Below are 21,012 nucleotides of genomic sequence, written 5' to 3' on the forward strand. Positions count from 1 at the left end.
CATATGAGTCAGATTATTGATGGAAAGATGGTCGCTGAAACGATGAAAGTCGCGATCGGTGAAGAAGTAAAACAAATGGTCGCTGCGGGCCAAAAAGCCCCTCATCTCGTGGCTATACTCGTGGGTAACAACGGCGCCTCAGAAACCTATGTGGCCAATAAAGTGAAGTCATGTGAGGAACTAGGTTTTGCCTCTACCCTGTTGCGTTTTGATCCATCGATCTCTGAGGCTGATTTATTAGCAGAGGTTCAAAAAGTGAACGACAATCCGGATATGGATGGTTTAATCGTTCAATTACCACTTCCAAAGCACATTAATCCAGATAAAGTGATGGAAACGATTCATCCGTCTAAGGACGTTGATGGTTTCCATCCGATCAATATAGGTCGCATGGCAAAAGGATTACCGGCATATATCTCTGCCACTCCGCAAGGAGTGTTGGATTTATTAGCTTATTACAAGATTGAAACAGCAGGAAAGCATTGCGTGGTAGTAGGTCGCTCTCAAATTGTGGGTTTACCGATGTCCATCTTAATGCAGCGTAATCACCCGGTGGGTAACTGCACGGTTACCTTAACGCATTCTAGAACGACTAACTTAGCAGAAATTTGTTCTCAAGGGGATATTGTTATTGCGGCCTTGGGTATACCAGAGTTTATCAAAGCAGCACACATCAAACCGGGAGCCGTTGTGATCGACGTAGGTTTAACACGCGTAGAAGACGCGACAAAGAAATCAGGCTTTGCTTTAAAGGGTGATGTGGATTTCGATGATGTAGCTCCTAAATGCTCATATATTACGCCTGTACCCAAAGGTGTAGGTCCTATGACCATCGTTTCCTTAATGAAAAACACGCTTTTAGCTGCTAAAGGCGTGATTTATCCGAAAAACTAAGACTGATATAGATAGCGATAAAAGACTCCTAAGGGGAGTTTTTTATCGTATTCATCGTTCAAATAGATCTCTCCTGATTCTGCCTTTTCGGGCACATTGAAAATACCTTTCATTAAATTTTCAACAACTAAGGTAGAGAAGCCTAAGGAATAGACATTCGTTAAAAGGATGTGTTCTTTCGGATCTAATATCTCCTTCACAGAACGTAACATATCATCGATTTGCTCTTCTAATACCCATTTTTCTCCTTCTGGACCGCGTCCATAGGCTGGAGGATCTAACAAGATACCTTGGTAGAAATTACCACGTCTGGCTTCGCGTTTCACGAATTTAAGCGCATCTTCTGCCATCCAGCGGATGTTGTCTAGCTTTGATACTTCCATATTTTCCCTTGCCCAGGATAAAACGGGTTTTACCGAATCCACGTGTGTGACATCAGCGCCCACCTGCTTGCAGGCTAAACTCGCACCGCCTGTATAGGCGAATAAGTTTAGGATTTTAGGCTTCGGTGTTTTTAACAAAGGAATGTTTTTTGCCAAAAACTCCCAGTTCGATGCTTGCTCCGGAAATATCCCCACGTGTTTGAAGGAGGACAAGGAAATCTTAAAATTTAGATCCAAAGTCTCCGATTGATACGGCATAAACCATTTATCCGGTACGCCTTTCTTTACTTCCCAAACACCGCGTTCATTGCTTCCCTTTTCTTTTTTGAAATAAGCATTCGCCTTACTAGCCCAAAATTCTTCAGATAATGATTTTTGCCAAACCGCCTGTGGCTCCGGACGTCTCACCACAAAAGCCCCAAATTGCTCGAGCTTTTCGAACCCACCGGAGTCAATTAATTCGTAATTTTTACCCCAAAATGCGGGTGTTTCAATGGCAATAGAAGCTGAATTTTTCAAATTTTAGGGGTTCAATGGGATTTTAGTTAGGAAATAAACGGAGCGTCTTCCTTCCTCTGAATTGTTAATGGTTTGGTTGCCTGAAGCGATAAAGTGATTGCTGTACCAATAATGTAAATCTGATTTTTCTTGACGGCGGATTTTATCACCCTCATTTTGAGTACTTAATTCTTGTATTTTTTCATCGCCCGATTGACCTTGTGCGCTGATGTATTTAGAGATGATGTTGTTCCCTCTTTGGTAAGATAAAGTCAACATATCTCCATGTAAGGAGGTCTTTATTTTTTGAATCAACTTATCCTCTTTGATATTATTCAAATCGATGGATTGATCCCACAATACGTTACCTTTTTCATCTAATTCAGCGATGACTGCGTGGGTATAAATCCAACCATCAAATTGCTGTGAATTACTATAGGAGTTGTATCCTCTGTATCCCCATGGGCTATAATAGCTGGAAAATGGCGAATACAATCCGTAATTTCCGTAGCCCCAACGATAGGGATTATAAAGCATATTCCAAGGAGAATAGAGTCCGCCACCTAGCATTCCTAAGGTTCCACCAAAAGGAGAATAATTCACATATTTATAATCCGGATAAAAGGCTTCCGCTACGACGATATAATGGTCCCCTTTTTTAATGATTTCATGCATTAATAAGCGATAATCCAATCGAAGCTCCTCCCCTTTTTCTTCTTTCGATTTAATCTTTTTCTCTTGTTTATTCTTTTGCTTTTCACCTAAGAAATTAAAGAAGTTCGTAAACTGGGTAAAGCTTGTAAACTTGGATTCCTGTAAATCACCATCCAGATAGGAACTGAAATACAATCCTTGAGAACTAGGTCCTTTAGAGGATCCAATAGAGCCTTTGTGGCCATAGGTACCCACTACTACCTGCAAGGAATCGTTCAGTTGAGTGGATTTAGCATTCATTTGAGCGTACTCCTCTTTCGGGTTCATCGTAATTTGCCCTAATTGATTTCCATCCTCATCAAAGGATTTCAAAATTAGTTGGTAGTTCTTTGCCTTTTTACCTACGGAATAGACCACATTGATTTGCTGTTGTGTCGTATCTAAATCCATGGACTGGATTTCTGCTTGTCCGTTAACCACAGCTGGAAGTATGCGCGTTCTTTTTTCACTTAAATTGGTAAAAAGAATAACCGGGGTATTATTCACAATTCCTCCGATAAAGAGCGATTGATTTAAAGCCTTGAAGTTTGAAATTTCCATTTTTTCTACCGAGAAAATTTGGAATTTTTCTAGTTTACCATCAGTCGGGTTAACACGAACGATGTAATAATTGTTGCTTTTAAATCGACTGAATAGTAAGTATAGATTATTTCCATCGTAGCAATGCGTGACAAAATCAAGATTCCCTTCGATACTCCCCTGGTTCATCCAAACTTGCTCTAAATTCGTGTTGAATTTACGAATGTTGAATTCTGATTTGCCTACTTGTGTTAATACGATAACCCCTTTTTCCCCTAAAGGAATGGAAAAGGTTTCTAATTGTCCTGCGATAGGAATCTCAATTCGCTTAATTTCTTGAGCGTTTGCCGCTAGGCTACAAAGAAGTAAAACAAAGAGTAGACGGATCGATTTCATCTGTTATTCAGCTAGGCTTAAAATAATATCGAATTCTGCTTTTGCGACGGGCGTTACCGATAAACGGGATTGTTTGATGAGTGCTAGACCGGATAAGCGATCGTCAGCTTTCATCGTTTTCAGGGTTACGGTTTTAGCGAATTTTTTCACAGGAATTAATTCGACTACCACCCAACGCGGATCTTCCGTGGTCGGGTCTGGAAAATGTTCTTTTTGCACTTCGGCTAAACCTACTACTTCCATCCCTTCGTTTGAATGGTAAAAAAAGACCCAATCGCCCTTTTTCATCGCCATCATATTATTCCGGGCTTGGTAATTTCGCACCCCATCCCAAACAGATTTCCCCTCCTTAACGAAATCATCCCAAGAATATTTGAACGGTTCTGATTTAACTAACCAATAATTCATATTTAGGGGAATTTAGGGAATTTAGAGAAGTCTGGTTTACGCTTTTCGAGGAAGGCATTCTTACCTTCTTTGGCCTCGTCAGATAAATAATACAAGAGTGTGGCGTTACCGGCTAATTCTTGAATACCCGCCTGTCCGTCTAATTCCGCGTTGAACGCAGATTTCAACATGCGAAGCGCTAAAGGACTTTTTTCCAAAATCTTCTCACACCACTCCACCGTCGTTTTTTCCAAGTCTTCTAAAGGAACTACTTTATTCACTAATCCCATTTGAAGCGCGTCTGACGCGTCATATTGATCACAAAGTAACCAGATTTCTCTTGCTTTCTTTTGACCTACTACTCGTGCTAAATAAGAAGCACCAAAACCTCCATCAAAAGAACCTACATTAGGTCCTGTTTGTCCAAAACGTGCATTTTCTGCGGCTATCGATAAGTCACAGATGACGTGTAAAACATGTCCGCCACCTATCGCCCAACCAGCCACCATCGCCACCACAGGCTTCGGAATGGTTCTGATTTGACGTTGAAGATCTAACACATTTAAACGAGGCACCGCGTCTTTCCCTACATATCCTCCATCTCCACGAACACTTTGATCGCCTCCAGAGCAGAAAGCTTTTCCACCTTCACCTGTTAATATAATTACACCCACCCGTGTGTCCTGACGCGCTAACTCCATCGCTTCAGACATCTCCTGCACCGTTAATGGCGTAAATGCGTTGTGTTTGTGCGGGCGATTAATGGAGATTTTAGCAATTCCATTATAGAATTGAAATAAGATATCCTCGTAGGTTTTAATGGTTTCCCAAGGAAAAGATGAGATCATAGATTTACTGGTTTGATTCGTTGTATTCAACCTCCCACGTATGGTCGGCTAATAAAGTTACTTTAGCTAAAAAACGGCTGTATTTGAATGAGCGGCCCCATTCTTCTGGTGCTACCAGAGAAAGCAGGTCTGCTCCATTCTCTTTTTCGTACAAATAATAGGTTTCGCTGATGATGGGTTCGAATCCCATGGCAGCATCATAAATGCGCTCGGATATTTCTTTTCGATCGGCTAATAATTTCGCCTGACGTGCCAAAACCTCCATTTGTTCATACAACTGGTTCATTTGGCGATCCGTTTGCTGGCGCATGGCTAGCATAGAACGTCCTTTCACCTTACCCATATCGTCCGGTTTAATAACCGCTCCTCCTGCTGTATGAGCATACGGTAGTAAACCTGGATTTTCGGCTACTTTATCAGGATTGATGGGATTAAAAAATGCTTCTTCTGACATAAATGGGGCTTGCTAAAGGGTGTACCCTTATTAACCTACGAAATTAGAGAATGTTTGGTTAATTTTGGAAAGATTCTCTAATTATATGCGCCACCTGGCTTCACTCTTCTTGGATTTCCCTGTTGCTGAAACAGAATTTGAACAGCAAGTTTTTGCTTTTTGCCAGGCTTGGCGAACGGGTCAAACGGAATTTACCTTTCATACTTCAGGTTCAACGGGAGAACCAAAGCTCATTGTAATATCTCGTGAGCGCCTGTATGTTTCGGCGAAGATGACTGGAGATTGGTTGAAATTAGAAAAAGGAGATGCGGCTTTGTTATCCCTTTCTCCTCTGTATATAGCTGGAGCAATGGTCTTAATACGTGCTTTGGTACACGATTTATCTTTGATTTTAGTCGAACCTTGCCAAAACCCCTTAAGCCATATTCCTCCGACTGACATTCATTTAACTTCTTTTGTTCCCACGCAGTGGGCGACTATGCTCGATTCAGGAATTCACCTCAGCGATTATTTTAAACAGGCAAAAGGTATTCTTTTAGGAGGTGCATCTGTCTCAGATAGCTTGCGAAAAGACTACGGTTTTCCTGTTTATGAAACTTATGGTATGACCGAAACGGTTTCCCATATTGCCTACAGGACTTGGAATCAGTCCTATTTTCAAACATTGCCAGGTGTCCAAATCGCTCAGACTGACGAAGATTGTTTATTGATTTGTGCTCCGACGACCGAAAACAAATGGATAGAGACAAGAGATGTGGTTGAACTGGTGGCCGCGGGTCAATTTGTCTTAAAAGGACGTTTAGATCGTGTCATTAATTCTGGCGGTATCAAGTTACAACCAGAGAAAATTGAACAAGTATATCGTTCATTGACCTCCTTGCCCCTTTTCGTGGCTGGAATTCCGGACGCATTTTGGGGAAATAAATTGGTTTTGTTTTTGGAATCCTCCATGCCTATGTCATTTTCCGTAGAGCCGGGGCTGCTCAGTTCTGCAGAGATTCCCAAAGAAATCATTTGCCTTCCTTCTTTTATTAAAACCGCGAGTGCTAAAATTGATACGGCGAAAACCGTAGCTTTGTATCTTAATTCCCTTTAGATGAACCCGAATAAATTATCCCGCAGCTTCAAACTATTCTATGAGTCGCCCATTAATGTGCCAGCGCCTTATCATTTAGAAGCTGTATTTTCTTTTTTGCAATTTGATACAGACAAGCCCTCGGTGGCAATTGAAATTCAATACATTGATCGCTCGGATTTTTCGCGTGAAGAATTAATTGCGGATGGTTTGGTGCCTGATGATAGCTGGACTTATGAAGGTGAATTGCCTTTGGTTTGGCGAGATCGTTTGATGTCTGCTTTCCAAGAATATGTGACAGGATCTTGCTCCCCTAAAGACCAGGAGCCTTTTATTACGTTGGAAGCGAATGACACAACACCCAACGTGCCCTTGTATTTAGAGCCTCAGGAATCGTTAATTCAAGAATTTATGCAAGCGATGTTCGAAATCGATGGTCGTGAATTACCGCTTTATTTAGGATTTCAATTCATGGATCGCAAAGGAAATTGGCGTAAGATCGAGGGTGAAATGTCTTTTGCCTCCTTGAGTTTTACGTATCAAGACAGTGAAGAAGGACAGAAAACCTTTGCTAATTGGGATGAATTACAAGATTTAATGAACCACGTTTTTATTGCTGAATTCTCTGCAGACAAGGCGAATCAGAACTGTAAATCGGCTAGTTTAGCTGTTTATCCAGGAGATGGATTATGGTATGTAGCCGGACATTCGCTACGTAAACCCAGTGGGAACAATTACTATTTTGACGAATTAGAAGAAAAATTGCAATTCATTTTTTAACGATGGAAAATCAAATTTTAGACGTTCTGAGCCTTCAGAAATCCGCTTTATTGCGTTTATCTACTTCTTCTGCTACCGAGCGAATGGAGAAATTACGCAAAATCGAAAGCTATTTGATGCAACACAAGAACGAATTGTGTGACGCCTTATATGCTGATTTTAAGAAGCCAGCTTCTGAAGTGGTGATAGCGGAGATGTTAGGTGTAAAGCGAGAAATTAACCATACCATTAAGCACTTGAAGTCATGGATGAAGCCTCAATCGGTTTCAACGCCCCTGATGCTTTTGGGAACGAAAGGATTAGTGCAGTACGAAGCTAAAGGGCTTTGTTTGATCATTTCTCCTTGGAATTACCCATTTAATTTGTCGATTTGTCCCTTGGTGCATGCCATTGCGGCCGGAAATGCGGTGATTTTGAAACCTTCAGAATTGAGCCCTGCCACCGCGGCATTTATTCAAAAGATGATTTCATCCTTATTTGATCCGAGTGAAGTAGCTGTTTTTGAGGGGGATGCCTCCGTATCTACTTTTTTATTAGAGCAGAAATTTGATCATATTTTTTTCACTGGGAGTCCGGCAATTGGTAAAGTGGTGATGGCAGCGGCTGCCAAGCATTTGACATCCGTAACTCTTGAATTAGGGGGTAAATCGCCTGCGATTGTGGGCCCTGATGTGAATGTGGAAGAGGCTGCAGCGAAAATTGCCTGGGGTAAGTTCTTGAATAATGGCCAAACCTGCATCGCTCCAGATTACCTCTATCTTCATGAGAAGAATTATTATTCATTTTTGAAAGCGTTAGAGGCGACGGTTGAAACTTTTTACGGAAAGAACGTAGCCAAAAGTAAAGATTATGCCCGGATTGTGAATCGCCGTCATTTTGATCGCATCGTTTCGCTTTTAGAGGATGCGAAAGAGAAAGGGGCACAAGTGTTGTTTGGTGGAAAGACCGATGCGGACGATTGCTTTATTGAGCCTACTGTATTGATTCATTGCACTCCGGAGATGCGCATCATGCAGGAGGAAATTTTTGGCCCTATCCTACCGGTGATGTCCTATCAAGATGAATTACAAGTCACAGCAAGCATTCGTCAGGGAGATAAACCACTGGCTTTGTATGTGTTTTCGACTAATGCGGAGTTTAATCACTACATTTTGGATCATACGAGTTCGGGAACGTCAGTCGTCAATGATTGTTTGATTCAATTTGGGCATAATGAATTGCCTTTTGGTGGAGTAAATCACTCAGGCATTGGTAAATCAGGTGGTCACTATGGTTTTGTGGAATTTTCTAACCAAAAATCAGTGGTCATTCAACGAACTAATTTACTGAAAAACTTCTATCCTCCTTACGGCGTGAAAGTACGTTGGATGATTGATTTTGTATTAAAATGGCTATAAGAGTATTCTTTTTAGGGTGTTTGTTTATATGGTCTTGCCAAAGTTCCCCAGATTCTAAAGGAGAAAAGATACCAGATCAGCAAGCCATTTCCGTAGGTCAGCAAGCGGAAAAGAACATTCAATTTCTAACCCTGCAACTGGAAGATCAGCCGAGTGCGAACTTGTATTATTTACGTGCGAAAAATTATGTGACTCTGCATGCCTATGGTTTAGCGGACCAGGATCTAGAAAGATCCTTGCGTGATAATCCCGGCGAGCCTGCCTATTTAGCACTTTCAGCCCAGATTAAGCAAAAAGTAGAGGATTATTCTACTTCGCTTGATCGCGCGAAATTGGTTGAAATTACGGATTGGAATTCTCCACAAAATAGTCTTTTACTGGCTCAAAATTATGTTGCCACAAAGCAGATGAGTTTAGGCCGCTATTATATAAAGAAAATTAATGCCGAGCATTTGCCGACCCTTGATAAGGCCGTCTTTAAGGCTGTGAAAGAGTATGCCGTTTCAGATTCTGTTCGACTTTATACTTTGATGGATACTAAGCCTGCAGATGAATCGCCTTTAGTCTATGTGTTTTATGATCAGGCTTTACAAAAGCTTGCCTCCTTGCGCTACCAGCAACTCATTTTAGCTAGTTTGAAGAAATACCCGATGGATCCCTATTTTATGCGGTATTGGGCTCGTTTTTTGGTTAAAATGAAAAAATATTCTCAGGCGGCTTTGGTCTATAAACAGGTGCTTAAAGTATATCCTAAAACGAAATCCTTGCAAGCGGAATTGGTGTATTTTGATTTAGCCAAACAAGGTTTATTACCCATCAAGCGCGCAGAATCTGCTTCAGATTCACTGGCTGTTTCGTCAGATTCTTTATCTCAAAATTAATCAGGTGCGCATTTCAATACATTGCGCCTTAATTTGTACCTTTGCACAAATTTTTTAGAATGATCAAAATTACATTTCCCGACGGACAAGTAAGAGAATTTGAAAATGGAATCACTCCTTTTCAAGTAGCCTTGTCTATTTCAGAAGGTTTAGCACGTAACGTGTTAGCGGCTAATTTAAATGGTGAAGTAGTGGATTCCTCCACTCCTATTGAAGCAGATGCAGCTTTACAATTGTTAACCTGGAATGATGCAGATGGGAAAAAGACCTTTTGGCATTCATCTGCTCACTTATTAGCAGAAGCGATCGAGGCTTTGTATCCAGGTACCAAATTTGGTATCGGGCCAGCTATTGAAAACGGTTTTTACTACGATATCGACTTAGGAGAGCAAGAATTTGGTTCAGATCAATTCAAGGCGATCGAAGATAAAATGCTGGAATTAGCACGTACGAAAAATGAATATGTTCGTACGTCTGTTTCTAAGGCTGATGCCATTTCTTATTTCCAAGAGAAGGGCGACGAATACAAATTAGAATTAATTGATGGTTTAGCTGATGGCTCGATCACCTTTTATAACCAAGGTAATTTCACGGATTTATGCCGTGGACCACATATCCCTAATACGGGTTTTATTAAATCCGTCAAATTACTTTCTGTGGCTGGAGCCTACTGGCGTGGCGACGAAAAACGAAAGCAATTAACGCGTATTTATGCGATCACTTTCCCTAAAGCGAAAGAATTAGAAGAATATTTGACCTTATTAGAAGAAGCTAAACGCCGTGACCACCGTAAACTCGGTAAGGAAATGGAATTGTTCGCCTTTTCCGAGAAAGTAGGCATGGGTCTACCCTTGTGGTTGCCTAAAGGCACATTATTGCGTGAGCGTTTAGAAAACTTTTTACGTCGTGCGCAGGTAAGAGCGGGTTATTCTCCTGTCATAACACCGCACATTGCGAGCAAAGAATTATATGTGACTTCTGGTCACTATGCGAAATACGGAAAGGATTCTTTCCAACCCATTCGTACGCCAGATGAAAATGAGGAATTCTTCTTAAAACCGATGAATTGCCCTCACCACTGCGAGATTTACAAGACAAAGCCTCGTTCTTACAAGGATTTGCCTTTGCGTTTAGCGGAGTTTGGTACGGTATATCGGTATGAGCAAAGTGGTGAATTGCACGGTTTAACGCGTGTAAGAGGCTTTACTCAAGATGATGCGCACATTTTCTGTCGTCCTGATCAAGTAGAGGACGAGTTTATGAAGGTAATTGACTTGGTTTTATATGTGTTCAAAGCCTTAGGTTTTGATTCCTATTCAGCTCAAGTTTCTTTGCGTGATAAAGAGAACAGAGAAAAGTACATCGGTAACGATGAAGATTGGGATCGGGCTGAGTCAGCGATTATTCGTTCAGCAGAAGCCAAAGGTCTTCCTACCGTAATTGAATACGGCGAAGCGGCTTTCTATGGCCCTAAGCTTGACTTTATGGTGAAAGATGCCTTGGGTCGTAAGTGGCAGTTAGGTACCATTCAGGTAGATTATCAATTACCACAACGTTTTGAATTAGAATATACGGGTTCAGATAATATGAAACACCGTCCAGTCATGATTCACCGTGCACCATTTGGTTCATTAGAACGTTTCGTGGCTATTTTAATCGAGAATACTGCGGGTAATTTCCCTCTATGGTTATCACCGGATCAAATCGCTGTTCTTCCTATTTCTGAGAAATACGAGGATTATGCGAACGAATTGTACTTACGCTTACAAGAGAAAGATTTACGTGGGTATGTAGATCACCGGAATGAAAAGATGGGGCGTAAAATTCGCGATGCGGAAATCGCTAAAGTGCCTTTCATGATTGTAGTAGGTGAAAAGGAACAAGCAGAAGGTATTGTCAGCGTTCGTAAGAAAGGTGACGGAGATGTGGGATCGATGACTTTGGACGCTTTCATCGCGATGGCACAAGAAGAAATCCAGTCCTTAACCTATGAAAAATAGGAGCTTATGCGCTTTTTGCTTGCAATTGCGTTAATTTTGATTTAGCTTTCGATTTAATCTATATTAAACCCATTTTATTTTATGGCTTTACGCCCGAATAACAATTACAGAGGAAACAGAAGAGAAGAAGAGCCATACCGCATTAATCAGTTAATTCGTGGTGTAGAGGAGGTTCGTTTAGTAGGCGAGAATATTGAGGTGGGAGTTTATCCCTTTGCGAAGGCTTTGGAATTAGCTGGAGCTCAGAATTTAGATCTTGTGGAGATTTCTCCTAAAGCAGTCCCTCCTGTTTGTAAGATCATCGATTATGCTAAATTCAAGTATGATCAAAAGAAGAAACAGAAGGAAATCAAAGCCAATGCCACGAAAACGGTCATTAAAGAGATTCGTTTCGGTCCTAACACGGATGAGCATGATTTCAATTTCAAATTAAAACATGCCGTTAATTTCCTAAAAGAAGGTGCTAAAGTGAAAGCTTACGTGCACTTTGTGGGTAGAACGATTGTGTTTAAGGAGCGTGGTGAAATGTTGCTTTTGAATTTCGCTAAAGGTTTAGAAGATGTAGGTAAGCCAGACGATATGCCTAAATTAGAAGGTAAGCGTATGAGCATCATCTTCTCCCCTAAAGCTATCAAGAAATAATTTTCATACGGATGCTGGAATTATAGGGTAATTTTCATTACTTTTGCATTCCAAATTTCAAAATTTAATTTTTACATAATTATCAAACAATGCCAAAAATTAAAACTAACTCTGGAGCGAAAAAACGTTTCAAAGTAACGGGAACTGGTAAGATTAAGCGTAAACACGCATTTCATAGCCATATCCTAACTAAAAAAACAACTAAACAAAAGCGTAATTTAGTTCACGCTACTTTAGTTCACCCATCTGATATGGACCGCGTTAACTTATTGTTAGGTCTTTAATTAGAATTTAAGTTATTGTTAAACCAGAAAGAAGGCTCAAGTAATCAACCGATTCGCCTCATTTCAAAAAACAAAAAATTATGCCAAGAAGTGTCAATCACGTAGCCTCAAGAGCTAGAAGAAAGAAAATCCTTAAGTTAGCGAAAGGATTCTACGGTCGCGGAAAAAATGTCTGGACAGTAGCAAAAAACAAAGTAGAGAAAGGTTTGCAATACGCATACCGTGATCGTAAAGTTAAGAAAAGAGATTTTCGTGGTTTATGGATCCAACGTATCAATGCAGCAGCTCGTCAAGAAGGTCTTTCTTACTCAGCGTTCATGGGTAAATTCAATAAATCTGGAATGACTTTAAATCGTAAAGTTTTAGCTGACTTAGCGATGAATCATCCTGAAGCTTTCAAAGCAGTTGTGAAGAACTTGAAGTAATTCTTGTTTCAACAGAAAGAGAGCCTCGAATTTTTCGGGGCTTTTTTTTGTGCCTATATTTGTCCTATGATGCATCAGCCGATCTACCTTGATTATGCAGCGACTACTCCGGTTCACCCGGAGGTGCTTTCGGCTATGCTCCCCTATTTTACAGAAGTATTTGGAAATGCAGGTTCATCTGCCCATTTGTATGGTTGGAGAGCCGCAGAAGCGGTGGAGCAGTCTCGTGCAACATTAGCAACCTATTTTCAAGTAAAACCCTCCGAAGTCGTATTTACATCCGGCGCCACTGAATCTATTAACTTAGCAATACGTGGTTTTCTGCAAGGAAAGCCGAAAGGACACCTCATTACGAGTGTTATGGAACACAAGGCTGTATTAGAGGTGTTTCATGCCTTAGAGGTCGAAGGTTGGTCGGTGACTTATTTGACGGATATTGCGGAACTTGAAAAAGCCATTCGTCCAGAGACGATATTCATTTCTCTAATGTTAGTCAACAATGAAGTAGGGACTATTTTAGACTATGAGGAGGTATTGCGCCTTTGTGAAGCTCGTGGTATTTGTTTCCACACAGACGCAACTCAAGCCATAGGAAAACTCTCGCTGACTAAATTGCCACATCTTCTAAGTTTTAGTGGACACAAGATTTATGGCCCTAAGGGAATCGGTGCTTTAATTGTTCGAGTTCCTTTACAGCCAATTCATTATGGTGGTGGGCAGGAACGAGGTTTACGACCTGGTACTTTACCAGTTCCGTTAATCGTGGGGTTGGCAAAGGCTGTGGAGATGATTCCTGACTGGCTTTCTAAAGCTTCTTTTTACCAGGATGCCAAAGAGCGTCTTTCTAGTTACCTCCCATTGATTAATTCTCCTGAAAATTCCGTTCCATCCATTCTTAATTTTACGCTAAAAGGGGCTGATTGGGAAAAAATGTTTCAAGTATTAAACGGCTTAGCGTTTTCGAATGGTTCAGCTTGTAATGCTAAAACTGAATTACCTTCGCATGTACTAAAAGCACTAGGGCACTCAGACGAAGATGCGTTAGCTAGCGGCCGTTTTAGTCTAGGTTATTTCACGACGAATGAAGAGATTGATCGCGTGTGTGATATCCTTTCTCACCATTTACCTACACTTCTATGAAAGAGCTTTATACGGTCATTCAACAAGTAAAAGACCTTCAAAAGTCAGGGTTAAAATTTGTCTTAGCAACCGTGGTTCGTGTGGAGGGTAGCGCCTACCGTCGTCCCGGAGCGAGAATGTTGATCGCAGAAGATGGAAACTGGTGGGGTGGAATTTCAGGCGGTTGTTTAGAGGGGGATATTTTAAAAAAGGCGCAATTGGCCTTGTTTTCGCAAAATTATAAAACGATTACTTACGACACTCGGGAGGAAGATCCGTTTGCCTTAGGTATTGGATTAGGTTGTCAAGGAGTCATTGAAATTCATATTAATCCATTTCAGGATCAAATTAATGCGCTGGTCGAAGCTTTAAAGAGTCATTTAGAAGGAAATGTAGCTCATACTTTACAGATGCATTTATCGGCTAATTTTAAAATTGAATTAGATGATGCATTTGCTTCACATGGAAGTGAATGGTCGGATGGTGTCTTTACGGAGTATTTGCCAGCGCCTATGACAGTATGGGTCTTTGGGAATCAATTCGATGCGCAAGGATTTATTCAGCAAGCGAGTGGATTGGCTTGGCGCGTGAATTGGGTAGGGATATTGTCCAAAATGGCATCGCATCTTACTGTTCAGGGGCGCTATAGTTATGAGGAACTTTGGCCTGTACAATCTTCTGATTTTCTGGTGATGATGACGCATGATTTGGAAAAGGATGTAAAGATTTTGGAAAAATTGCTCTCCGCTGCTATTACACCAGCCTATGTGGGAATTCTAGGGCCTAAAAAAAGATTTGAAAAGCTCCAAAACCATTTCAAGCAGGATTTAGTTACGCTATTACCTATTTCGACACCGATTGGTCTGGATATAGGTGCAGAAGGACCAGAAGAGATTGCGATCTCCATTATGGCCGAAATTTTAACCCTAAAAAATAACAGAAACGGTCAGCGATTGCATCTTCGAGATCGTGCCATTCACGAATAGTATGAGTACACAAATCAACCGCCTAAAAGAACAAATTTCCCCTTTACGTGATGCTTTAGTGCATCATCCAATCAATTCCTTTATTCAAAGTACCGCAGAACTTGAGGTATTTATGAAGCACCATGTCTTCGCTGTATGGGACTTTATGTCCCTAGTAAAGAAGTTGCAACAGGAATTTACCTCTGTTGATGTGCCTTGGAATCCCAAAGGCCCAGCAGAAGTTCGTTATTTAATCAATGAGATTGTATTAGGGGAAGAGTCCGATGTGGATCAAAATGGTGTTTACATCAGCCATTTTGAACTTTACTTAAGAGCGATGGAGGAATTGTCGTTTATGCCCTCTCCTTTCTTACAGGAGTTAAGATCTTTCGCGAATTTGGATGAATTATTACTGGCTATCCCTAAATCCAATATCCCTGAATCCGTTAAGGCTTTCTTAACATTTACTTTTTCATCTATTCAGAATAGAAGTATAGAAGAGATTGCGGCCATATTTACTTTTGGTAGAGAGGACATTATTCCGGAGATGTTTCAAGTCATTGTTGATCAATTAAAAAGAGATTCACCGGATAAAGTAGAAACTTTAGTGTATTACTTAGAGCGTCATATCGAAGTAGATGGTGGTCACCACAGTGAGTTAGCCTATAAGATGATGGAACATTTGTGTGGTAACGATGATTCTAAGTGGCAGAATGCGACTCAGGCTGCAGTGGAGTCATTGCAGGTTAGGCTGAAGTTGTGGGACGGGATTGTAGATAATAGATAAGAGAGTAGAGATGTGGCATAAAAAAAGCCCGATCTAGAACAGATCGGGCTTTTTATTTACCGCTTAGGCTTATTTTACTTCTTCAAAAGAAACGTCTTCCGCTCCTCCGTCAGATCCATTTGAATCTGCTGATTGAGTTGCTTGACCGCCTTCTGCTTCAGCTCCTGCAGCATACATCTCTTGAGATGCCGCTGTCCATGCCGTGTTTAATTTTTCTAATCCAGCATCGATACCAGCTAAATCTTGAGAAGCGTGAGCCACTTTTAATTCTGCCAAAGCACCTTCGATCGCCGTTTTATTTCCTTCCGATAATTTCTCACCGTATTCTTTCAATTGCTTGTCCGATTGGAAAATCAACGCATCTGCTTGATTGATTTTTTCTACTTTTTCTTTTTCTAATTTATCCGATGCTTCGTTTGCTTTCGCCTCGTTACGCATTTTCTCGATATCCGCGTCCGTTAAGCCGCTAGATGCTTCGATACGGATTTTTTGTTCTTTACCTGTTCCTTTGTCTTTGGCAGAAACGTTCAAGATACCATTCGCATCAATATCGAATGTTACTTCGATTTGAGGTACACCGCGTTGTGCAGGTGGCAAACCATCTAAGTGGAAACGGCCTAATGAGCGGTTATCTTTCGCCATTGGACGCTCACCTTGAAGAACGTTTAATTCTACTGATGGTTGGTTATCCGCTGCCGTAGAGAAGGTTTCAGACTTCTTCGTAGGAATCGTCGTATTAGCCTCGATCAACTTCGTGAATACACCACCCATGGTCTCGATACCTAATGAAAGTGGCGTTACGTCTAATAATAAAACGTCTTTCACCTCTCCCGTTAATACACCACCTTGAATAGCAGCTCCGATCGCAACTACCTCATCTGGATTTACTCCTTTAGAAGGCTTTTTGCCAAAGAATTTCTCCACTTCCTCCTGAATACGTGGAATACGCGTCGAACCACCTACTAAGATTACCTCATCGATATCCGAGTTCGTGTAACCGGCATTTTTCATCGCACGCTTGCAAGGCTCTAAAGTACGCTGGATTAAGCTATCGGCTAATTGCTCGAATTTCGCTTTTGATAAGGAACGTACTAAGTGTTTCGGGATACCATCTACCGGCATAATGTATGGTAAGTTGATTTCCGTTGCAGCGCTAGAACTTAATTCGATTTTCGCTTTTTCAGCCGCTTCTTTTAAGCGCTGTAAAGCCATTGGATCTTTACGCAAGTCGATATTCTCGTCAGCGATGAATTCTTCCGCTAACCAGTTGATGATTACTTGGTCAAAGTCATCTCCACCTAAGTGTGTATCGCCATCTGTTGATTTTACTTCGAATACGCCATCACCTAATTCAAGTACCGATACGTCAAACGTACCACCACCTAAGTCGAATACCGCAATCTTCATATCCTTACCACCTTTGTCTACGCCATAAGCAAGTGCAGCAGCCGTAGGTTCGTTGATGATACGTTTTACTTCTAAACCTGCGATTTGACCTGCTTCTTTCGTCGCTTGACGCTCTGCATCATTAAAGTAAGCAGGAACAGTGATAACTGCTTCCGTTACTGTTTGGCCTAAATAATCCTCTGCTGTTTGCTTCATTTTTGTCAAAATCTGCGCAGAAATTTCTTGTGGCGTATATAAACGATCACCGATGCGAACACGTGGTGTATCATTATTTCCTTGCTCTACCGAGTAAGAAATCGTTTTTAGTTCAGAGCTAACCTCTGAATATTTTTTACCCATGAATCGCTTCACAGATGAAATCGTATTCTGTGGATTTGTAATCGCTTGTCTTTTCGCAGGATCACCTACTTTACGTTCGCCGTTCTCTAAAAATGCAACGATCGATGGAGTCGTACGTCTACCTTCTGAGTTTGCAATAACGACTGCCTCGTTCCCTTCCATTACCGCCACACATGAGTTGGTGGTTCCTAAGTCAATTCCAATAATTTTTCCCATGATTATTTTTAAATATTTTGACAGCATTTATACAAGGAATGTGCCATTTGAGATGGTCAAAGGCTTTTGTGACATATTGTCACCTTTTGATTTAAAATCAGTGAGCTAACGGAAAAAATGGCGATATGTGGTATATTTGCATACTAAATAGTAGACAATTATGTCCGAATCAAAAGATTTTAATTGGGTAGAAGGCCCAGAACCGCATAGAGCGCGTACACGTGCCATTGTGAGAGCACATCCTGAGGTGAAGAATTTAATCGGAAAGAATCCGATGACCTTCGTTTGGATTTTAGCCTGTGTAGGTATGCAGATTGCCATGGCCTATTTCATCAAGGATTACCCTTGGTGGGCGATTGTAGGTGTGGCTTGGATTTTTGGGGCTTTTCCTACGCATACGTTGTTTGTGTGTATTCATGAGTCTGCGCACAATTTGATTTTCAAAAAGAATTCTTGGAATGTGTTAGCGGGAATCATCGCTAACTTCCCCTCCCTCTTTCCTACAGCCATTTCTTTCAAGAATTTCCATTTAAAGCACCATGCTTTTCAGGGAGTTCATGAATTAGATGCAGATTTACCGGATTATTGGGAGGCTAAATTGATCGATAATTATTTCGTCGGTAAGATGATCTGGTTATTGTTGTTCCCTTTCTTTCAAGGCATTCGTACCATGCGTTGTATCGAATTAGCGGTGTTTGATCGTCCAGTAATCATGAATATTATTGCTCAAATAGCCTTTGATGCGATCATTGTTTATTTTTTGGGTTGGTCAGCACTAGCCTATATGGGATTAAGTTTCCTATTTTCTGTGGGATTACACCCTTTAGGAGCACGTTGGATCCAAGAACATTTCTTAGTGTTAGACAAGAACCAGGAGACGTATTCCTATTATGGAAACTTGAATGGCATTAATATGAATGTGGGTTACCATAATGAACACCATGATATGCCATCTGTTCCTTGGAATAATTTGCCAAAGTTAAAGGCAGCCGCTCCTGAGTTTTATGACAACTTGAAATACCATACGTCCTTTGTGAAGCTATTCTTCACCTTCCTATTCTCACAAGAAATAGGCTTGTATTCTCGTATTGCGCGTAAAGAGCGTGATGGAGTTCCGTTGACGGATCAATCGATGCCGGATATAGAGCTATTAAAATAGAATATAGATTATAGAGTAGAGAGAAGAGATAGTAGAGTGGAGATTATAGAGTAGAGAGTATAGATTTGGATAAACAAAAAGGGAGCAATTGCTCCCTTTTTGTTTATGGTAGAGATAGTTTATCTCTTTTCTATACTCTCTAATCTCTACTCTCTAGTAGTCTTGCCTCCCCATGCACAAACACCGTCAACTCCGGTCCAGCCAGATTAGTGATCTCCACTCCCGATTTTTTCACGGCAATGTTTAATTGATTCGCGCGGAAGTTGATTTTGAAGGAGAATTCGTTCCACTGTTTTGGCAAAAATGGATTGAAATGCAGGGTGTGATCCTTTAAGCGCATGCCACCAAAACCTTTGATGATCGACATCCAGGTGCCGGCCATACTGGTGATGTGGCAGCCATCCTCTGTATCATTATTGTAATCATCTAAGTCTAAACGTGCGGCACGTGTGTAGAATTCGTACGATTTGTCTTCTTTGCCTAGTTTAGCGGCTAAAATGCTATGAACGCAAGGACTTAACGAGGATTCGTGTACCGTGATGGGCTCATAGAAATTATAATTGCGTTCTAATTCCTCAAGGCTAAAATCGTCTTCAAAGAAATAAATCCCTTGTAATACGTCCGCTTGCTTGATGTAGCATGAACGAAGGATGCGATCCCAAGACCATTTTTGGTTGATTGGTCTTTCTGCCGTAATGGTATCTACGGGTGCGATTACCTTGTCCAAGAAACCATCTTGCTGCAAATAGATCCCTTGCTTTTCATCGCGTGGGAAATACATGTTTTCGATGATGTGCTGGAATTGCGCTACTTCCTCTTTTGCGAAAGCTGTTGAAGTAATTTTAGCCGCAGCTTCTGCAGGGTAATTCTGTTGAATCTCTGCGTAAACTTCAAGCGTGTATTTTAAACACCAAGTGGCGATGTAGTTCGTGTACCAGTTATTGTTAACGTTGTTTTCGTATTCGTTCGGGCCTGTTACGCCTAACATGACGTATTTCTGCTTGTCTTCCGACCAGTTTACGCGTTGAGCCCAGAAACGTGCGATTCCGACCAACACTTCCCAGCCGTACTCTACTAAGTGTTTACGATCGTCTGTGTAATTAACGTAGTCCATAATCGCATAGGCGATGGCTCCGTTACGGTGGATTTCTTCAAAGGTGATTTCCCACTCGTTGTGGCACTCTTCTCCGTTCATCGTCACCATTGGATAAAGGGCTGCGCCTTTGTTGAAGCCTAGCTTACCTGCGTTTTCAATGGCGCGATCTAATTGCTTCCAACGGTAGATTAATAGGTTTTTAGAAACTTTTGCCGGAGCGGTACCTAGGTAGAATGGAATGCAATAAGCTTCTGTATCCCAATAGGTCGATCCGCCGTATTTCTCACCAGTAAAGCCTTTAGGACCAATATTTAAACGATCGTCCTCCCCTGTGTAGGTTTGGTTCATTTGGAATATATTGAAACGAATGCCTTGTTGAGCGGATGCGTCACCAGAGATGATGATATCGTTGATGGCCCATTTGGTCGCCCAAGCTGTCGCTTGTTCTTGCAACATTTTGTCAAATCCTTTCGCTGAAATACGGGCTAAGTAGTCTGAGGCGATCTTTTCAAAGGACGCCGTTGGGTGATTCTCAGAGCTGATGTTAACCGCATACTTGATAAGGGTCAATTTTTCGCCTTGCTTTGCTGATAGCGTGTATGCCAGTTCACTGTACTTTTCGCGGGTTGTTGAGGTAGCTTTTGCGTCTACTTTTTGACCATTAGCTTTAATCTCGATTTGTTGAGCTGTAATGACTTCGAAGCCTGTTTTCTTGGTTTTCGACCAAACAAAATTCGAACCCACTTTTACCTCATCCCAGAATTTTTCATCGTAATTCGAGTCCTTATTCTTGATGTCTCCATCGATAAAGGCTTTTACTTGAATGTCTTCAGTGAAGTTTAATGGTGTAATAGAATAGGAAATAACACCTGATTCATCATCCGCCATGCTATTGAGGCGAATGGATTCAATGGCTAAGCGTTTCCCGTTCGAAAGCGTGATTTCGCAGTTACGAAGGATATACCCCTCCTTCATGTTCAATTCACGGTAAAATGTATGGATTTCACTCGTATGTAAATCGATTTCTACTCCTCCGATCTGAATAGATAATCCGTTCCAGTTAGCGGCATTTAATACTTTGGCAAAATACTCAGGATACCCATTCTTCCACCAACCCACCCGGGTTTTATCTGGATAATAGACGCCCGCTACATAATTTCCCTGAAGGGTTTTACCGGTATAAGTCTCCTCAAAAGACCCTCTTTGTCCCATACGGCCATTGCCGAGTGAGAAAATGGATTCGGTGATTTCGTTGTAGGCGGGGTGGAATTGGTCTTCAATGACTTTCCACTCATCTATTTTAAGGTATTGCTTCATTCAGTTTATTAGGTAATTAGGATAATCTCA

At 41.2% G+C, this 21,012-nt stretch carries 20 protein-coding genes; 13 read left to right on the plus strand and 7 right to left on the minus strand.

From position 1 onward, the window contains the following. Nucleotides 1–3 precede the first annotated feature (3 nt). A complete protein-coding gene (locus G9X63_RS09980; protein WP_130896630.1) occupies nucleotides 4–894 on the plus strand; it encodes a bifunctional 5,10-methylenetetrahydrofolate dehydrogenase/5,10-methenyltetrahydrofolate cyclohydrolase in 891 nt (296 codons plus the stop codon). Here the strand turns inward: G9X63_RS09980 and G9X63_RS09985 are convergent. From G9X63_RS09985 to G9X63_RS10005, 5 genes are read right to left on the minus strand one after another with little or no spacing between them, the layout of a single operon-like run. After that, nucleotides 891–1,796, minus strand: a complete 906-nt coding sequence (locus G9X63_RS09985) for a class I SAM-dependent rRNA methyltransferase (RefSeq protein ID WP_236633915.1) — start codon at nucleotides 1,794–1,796, stop codon at nucleotides 891–893. The two genes, G9X63_RS09980 and G9X63_RS09985, sit on opposite strands and share 4 nt — an antisense overlap. A gap of 3 nt (nucleotides 1,797–1,799) precedes the next feature. After that, a complete protein-coding gene (locus G9X63_RS09990; RefSeq protein WP_130923395.1) occupies nucleotides 1,800–3,404 on the minus strand; it encodes a hypothetical protein in 1,605 nt (534 codons plus the stop codon). A gap of 3 nt (nucleotides 3,405–3,407) precedes the next feature. Continuing rightward, complete coding sequence (locus G9X63_RS09995) at nucleotides 3,408–3,812, minus strand: EVE domain-containing protein (RefSeq protein ID WP_130896632.1); 405 nt, start codon at nucleotides 3,810–3,812, stop codon at nucleotides 3,408–3,410. Nucleotides 3,813–3,814: 2 nt separating this feature from the next. After that, on the minus strand, nucleotides 3,815–4,639 hold the full coding sequence (menB, locus tag G9X63_RS10000; RefSeq protein WP_130896633.1) for a 1,4-dihydroxy-2-naphthoyl-CoA synthase: 825 nt from the start codon (nucleotides 4,637–4,639) through the stop codon (nucleotides 3,815–3,817). Between the two features lie 4 nt (nucleotides 4,640–4,643). Beyond that, nucleotides 4,644–5,093, minus strand: a complete 450-nt coding sequence (locus G9X63_RS10005) for a DUF2452 domain-containing protein (RefSeq protein ID WP_130896634.1) — start codon at nucleotides 5,091–5,093, stop codon at nucleotides 4,644–4,646. Between the two features lie 85 nt (nucleotides 5,094–5,178). Here G9X63_RS10005 and G9X63_RS10010 point away from each other — a divergent pair, with 85 nt between their 5' ends. The 11 genes from G9X63_RS10010 (at nucleotide 5,179) to G9X63_RS10060 (ending at nucleotide 15,448) form a co-directional block, all read left to right on the plus strand. After that, nucleotides 5,179–6,189: an AMP-binding protein gene (locus G9X63_RS10010; RefSeq protein ID WP_252622836.1), complete on the plus strand. Its 1,011-nt coding sequence runs from the start codon at nucleotides 5,179–5,181 to the stop codon at nucleotides 6,187–6,189. Continuing rightward, the gene (locus G9X63_RS10015) at nucleotides 6,190–6,948 is read left to right on the plus strand and encodes a hypothetical protein (RefSeq protein ID WP_130896636.1); all 759 of its coding nucleotides are present in this window, start codon (nucleotides 6,190–6,192) and stop codon (nucleotides 6,946–6,948) included. 2 nt (nucleotides 6,949–6,950) lie between these two features. Continuing rightward, on the plus strand, nucleotides 6,951–8,345 hold the full coding sequence (locus tag G9X63_RS10020) for an aldehyde dehydrogenase family protein (protein ID WP_252622838.1): 1,395 nt from the start codon (nucleotides 6,951–6,953) through the stop codon (nucleotides 8,343–8,345). After that, on the plus strand, nucleotides 8,336–9,226 hold the full coding sequence (locus tag G9X63_RS10025) for a hypothetical protein (protein WP_252622840.1): 891 nt from the start codon (nucleotides 8,336–8,338) through the stop codon (nucleotides 9,224–9,226). The genes G9X63_RS10020 and G9X63_RS10025 overlap by 10 nt, the downstream gene beginning before the upstream one ends. Nucleotides 9,227–9,285: 59 nt before the next feature. Then, nucleotides 9,286–11,226, plus strand: coding sequence for a threonine--tRNA ligase (gene thrS, locus G9X63_RS10030; RefSeq protein WP_130896639.1), 1,941 nt, complete (start codon nucleotides 9,286–9,288; stop codon nucleotides 11,224–11,226). An 81-nt stretch (nucleotides 11,227–11,307) separates the two neighbouring features. Further along, nucleotides 11,308–11,868, plus strand: a complete 561-nt coding sequence (infC, locus tag G9X63_RS10035; protein ID WP_130896640.1) for a translation initiation factor IF-3 — start codon at nucleotides 11,308–11,310, stop codon at nucleotides 11,866–11,868. A gap of 89 nt (nucleotides 11,869–11,957) precedes the next feature. Continuing rightward, entirely contained in the window at nucleotides 11,958–12,152 is a 195-nt protein-coding gene (gene rpmI, locus G9X63_RS10040; protein WP_130896641.1) for a 50S ribosomal protein L35, read from the plus strand. An 80-nt stretch (nucleotides 12,153–12,232) separates the two neighbouring features. After that, nucleotides 12,233–12,577, plus strand: a complete 345-nt coding sequence (gene rplT / locus G9X63_RS10045) for a 50S ribosomal protein L20 (protein WP_130896642.1) — start codon at nucleotides 12,233–12,235, stop codon at nucleotides 12,575–12,577. A gap of 66 nt (nucleotides 12,578–12,643) precedes the next feature. After that, complete coding sequence (locus G9X63_RS10050; RefSeq protein WP_252622842.1) at nucleotides 12,644–13,717, plus strand: cysteine desulfurase family protein; 1,074 nt, start codon at nucleotides 12,644–12,646, stop codon at nucleotides 13,715–13,717. After that, on the plus strand, nucleotides 13,714–14,682 hold the full coding sequence (locus tag G9X63_RS10055; protein ID WP_252622844.1) for an XdhC family protein: 969 nt from the start codon (nucleotides 13,714–13,716) through the stop codon (nucleotides 14,680–14,682). The genes G9X63_RS10050 and G9X63_RS10055 overlap by 4 nt, the downstream gene beginning before the upstream one ends. Before the next feature lies 1 nt (nucleotide 14,683). Then, complete coding sequence (locus G9X63_RS10060) at nucleotides 14,684–15,448, plus strand: DUF3050 domain-containing protein (protein WP_252622846.1); 765 nt, start codon at nucleotides 14,684–14,686, stop codon at nucleotides 15,446–15,448. A gap of 69 nt (nucleotides 15,449–15,517) precedes the next feature. Here G9X63_RS10060 and dnaK read toward each other — a convergent pair whose 3' ends face one another. Continuing rightward, a complete protein-coding gene (gene dnaK / locus G9X63_RS10065) occupies nucleotides 15,518–17,410 on the minus strand; it encodes a molecular chaperone DnaK (RefSeq protein WP_252622848.1) in 1,893 nt (630 codons plus the stop codon). 160 nt (nucleotides 17,411–17,570) lie between these two features. On the opposite strand from dnaK, the gene G9X63_RS10070 reads away from it, so the two are divergent. After that, a complete protein-coding gene (locus tag G9X63_RS10070; RefSeq protein ID WP_252622849.1) occupies nucleotides 17,571–18,569 on the plus strand; it encodes a fatty acid desaturase in 999 nt (332 codons plus the stop codon). Between the two features lie 139 nt (nucleotides 18,570–18,708). Here the strand turns inward: G9X63_RS10070 and G9X63_RS10075 are convergent, their stop codons facing one another. Next, nucleotides 18,709–20,982 (minus strand): family 65 glycosyl hydrolase domain-containing protein, encoded by a 2,274-nt coding sequence (locus tag G9X63_RS10075; protein ID WP_252622850.1) that lies wholly within the window; start codon nucleotides 20,980–20,982, stop codon nucleotides 18,709–18,711. Nucleotides 20,983–21,012: the final 30 nt, after the last annotated feature.

The organism is Aquirufa antheringensis, assembly GCF_023921165.1.
In the GTDB taxonomy this organism is placed as follows: Bacteria; Bacteroidota; Bacteroidia; order Cytophagales; family Spirosomataceae; genus Aquirufa; species Aquirufa antheringensis.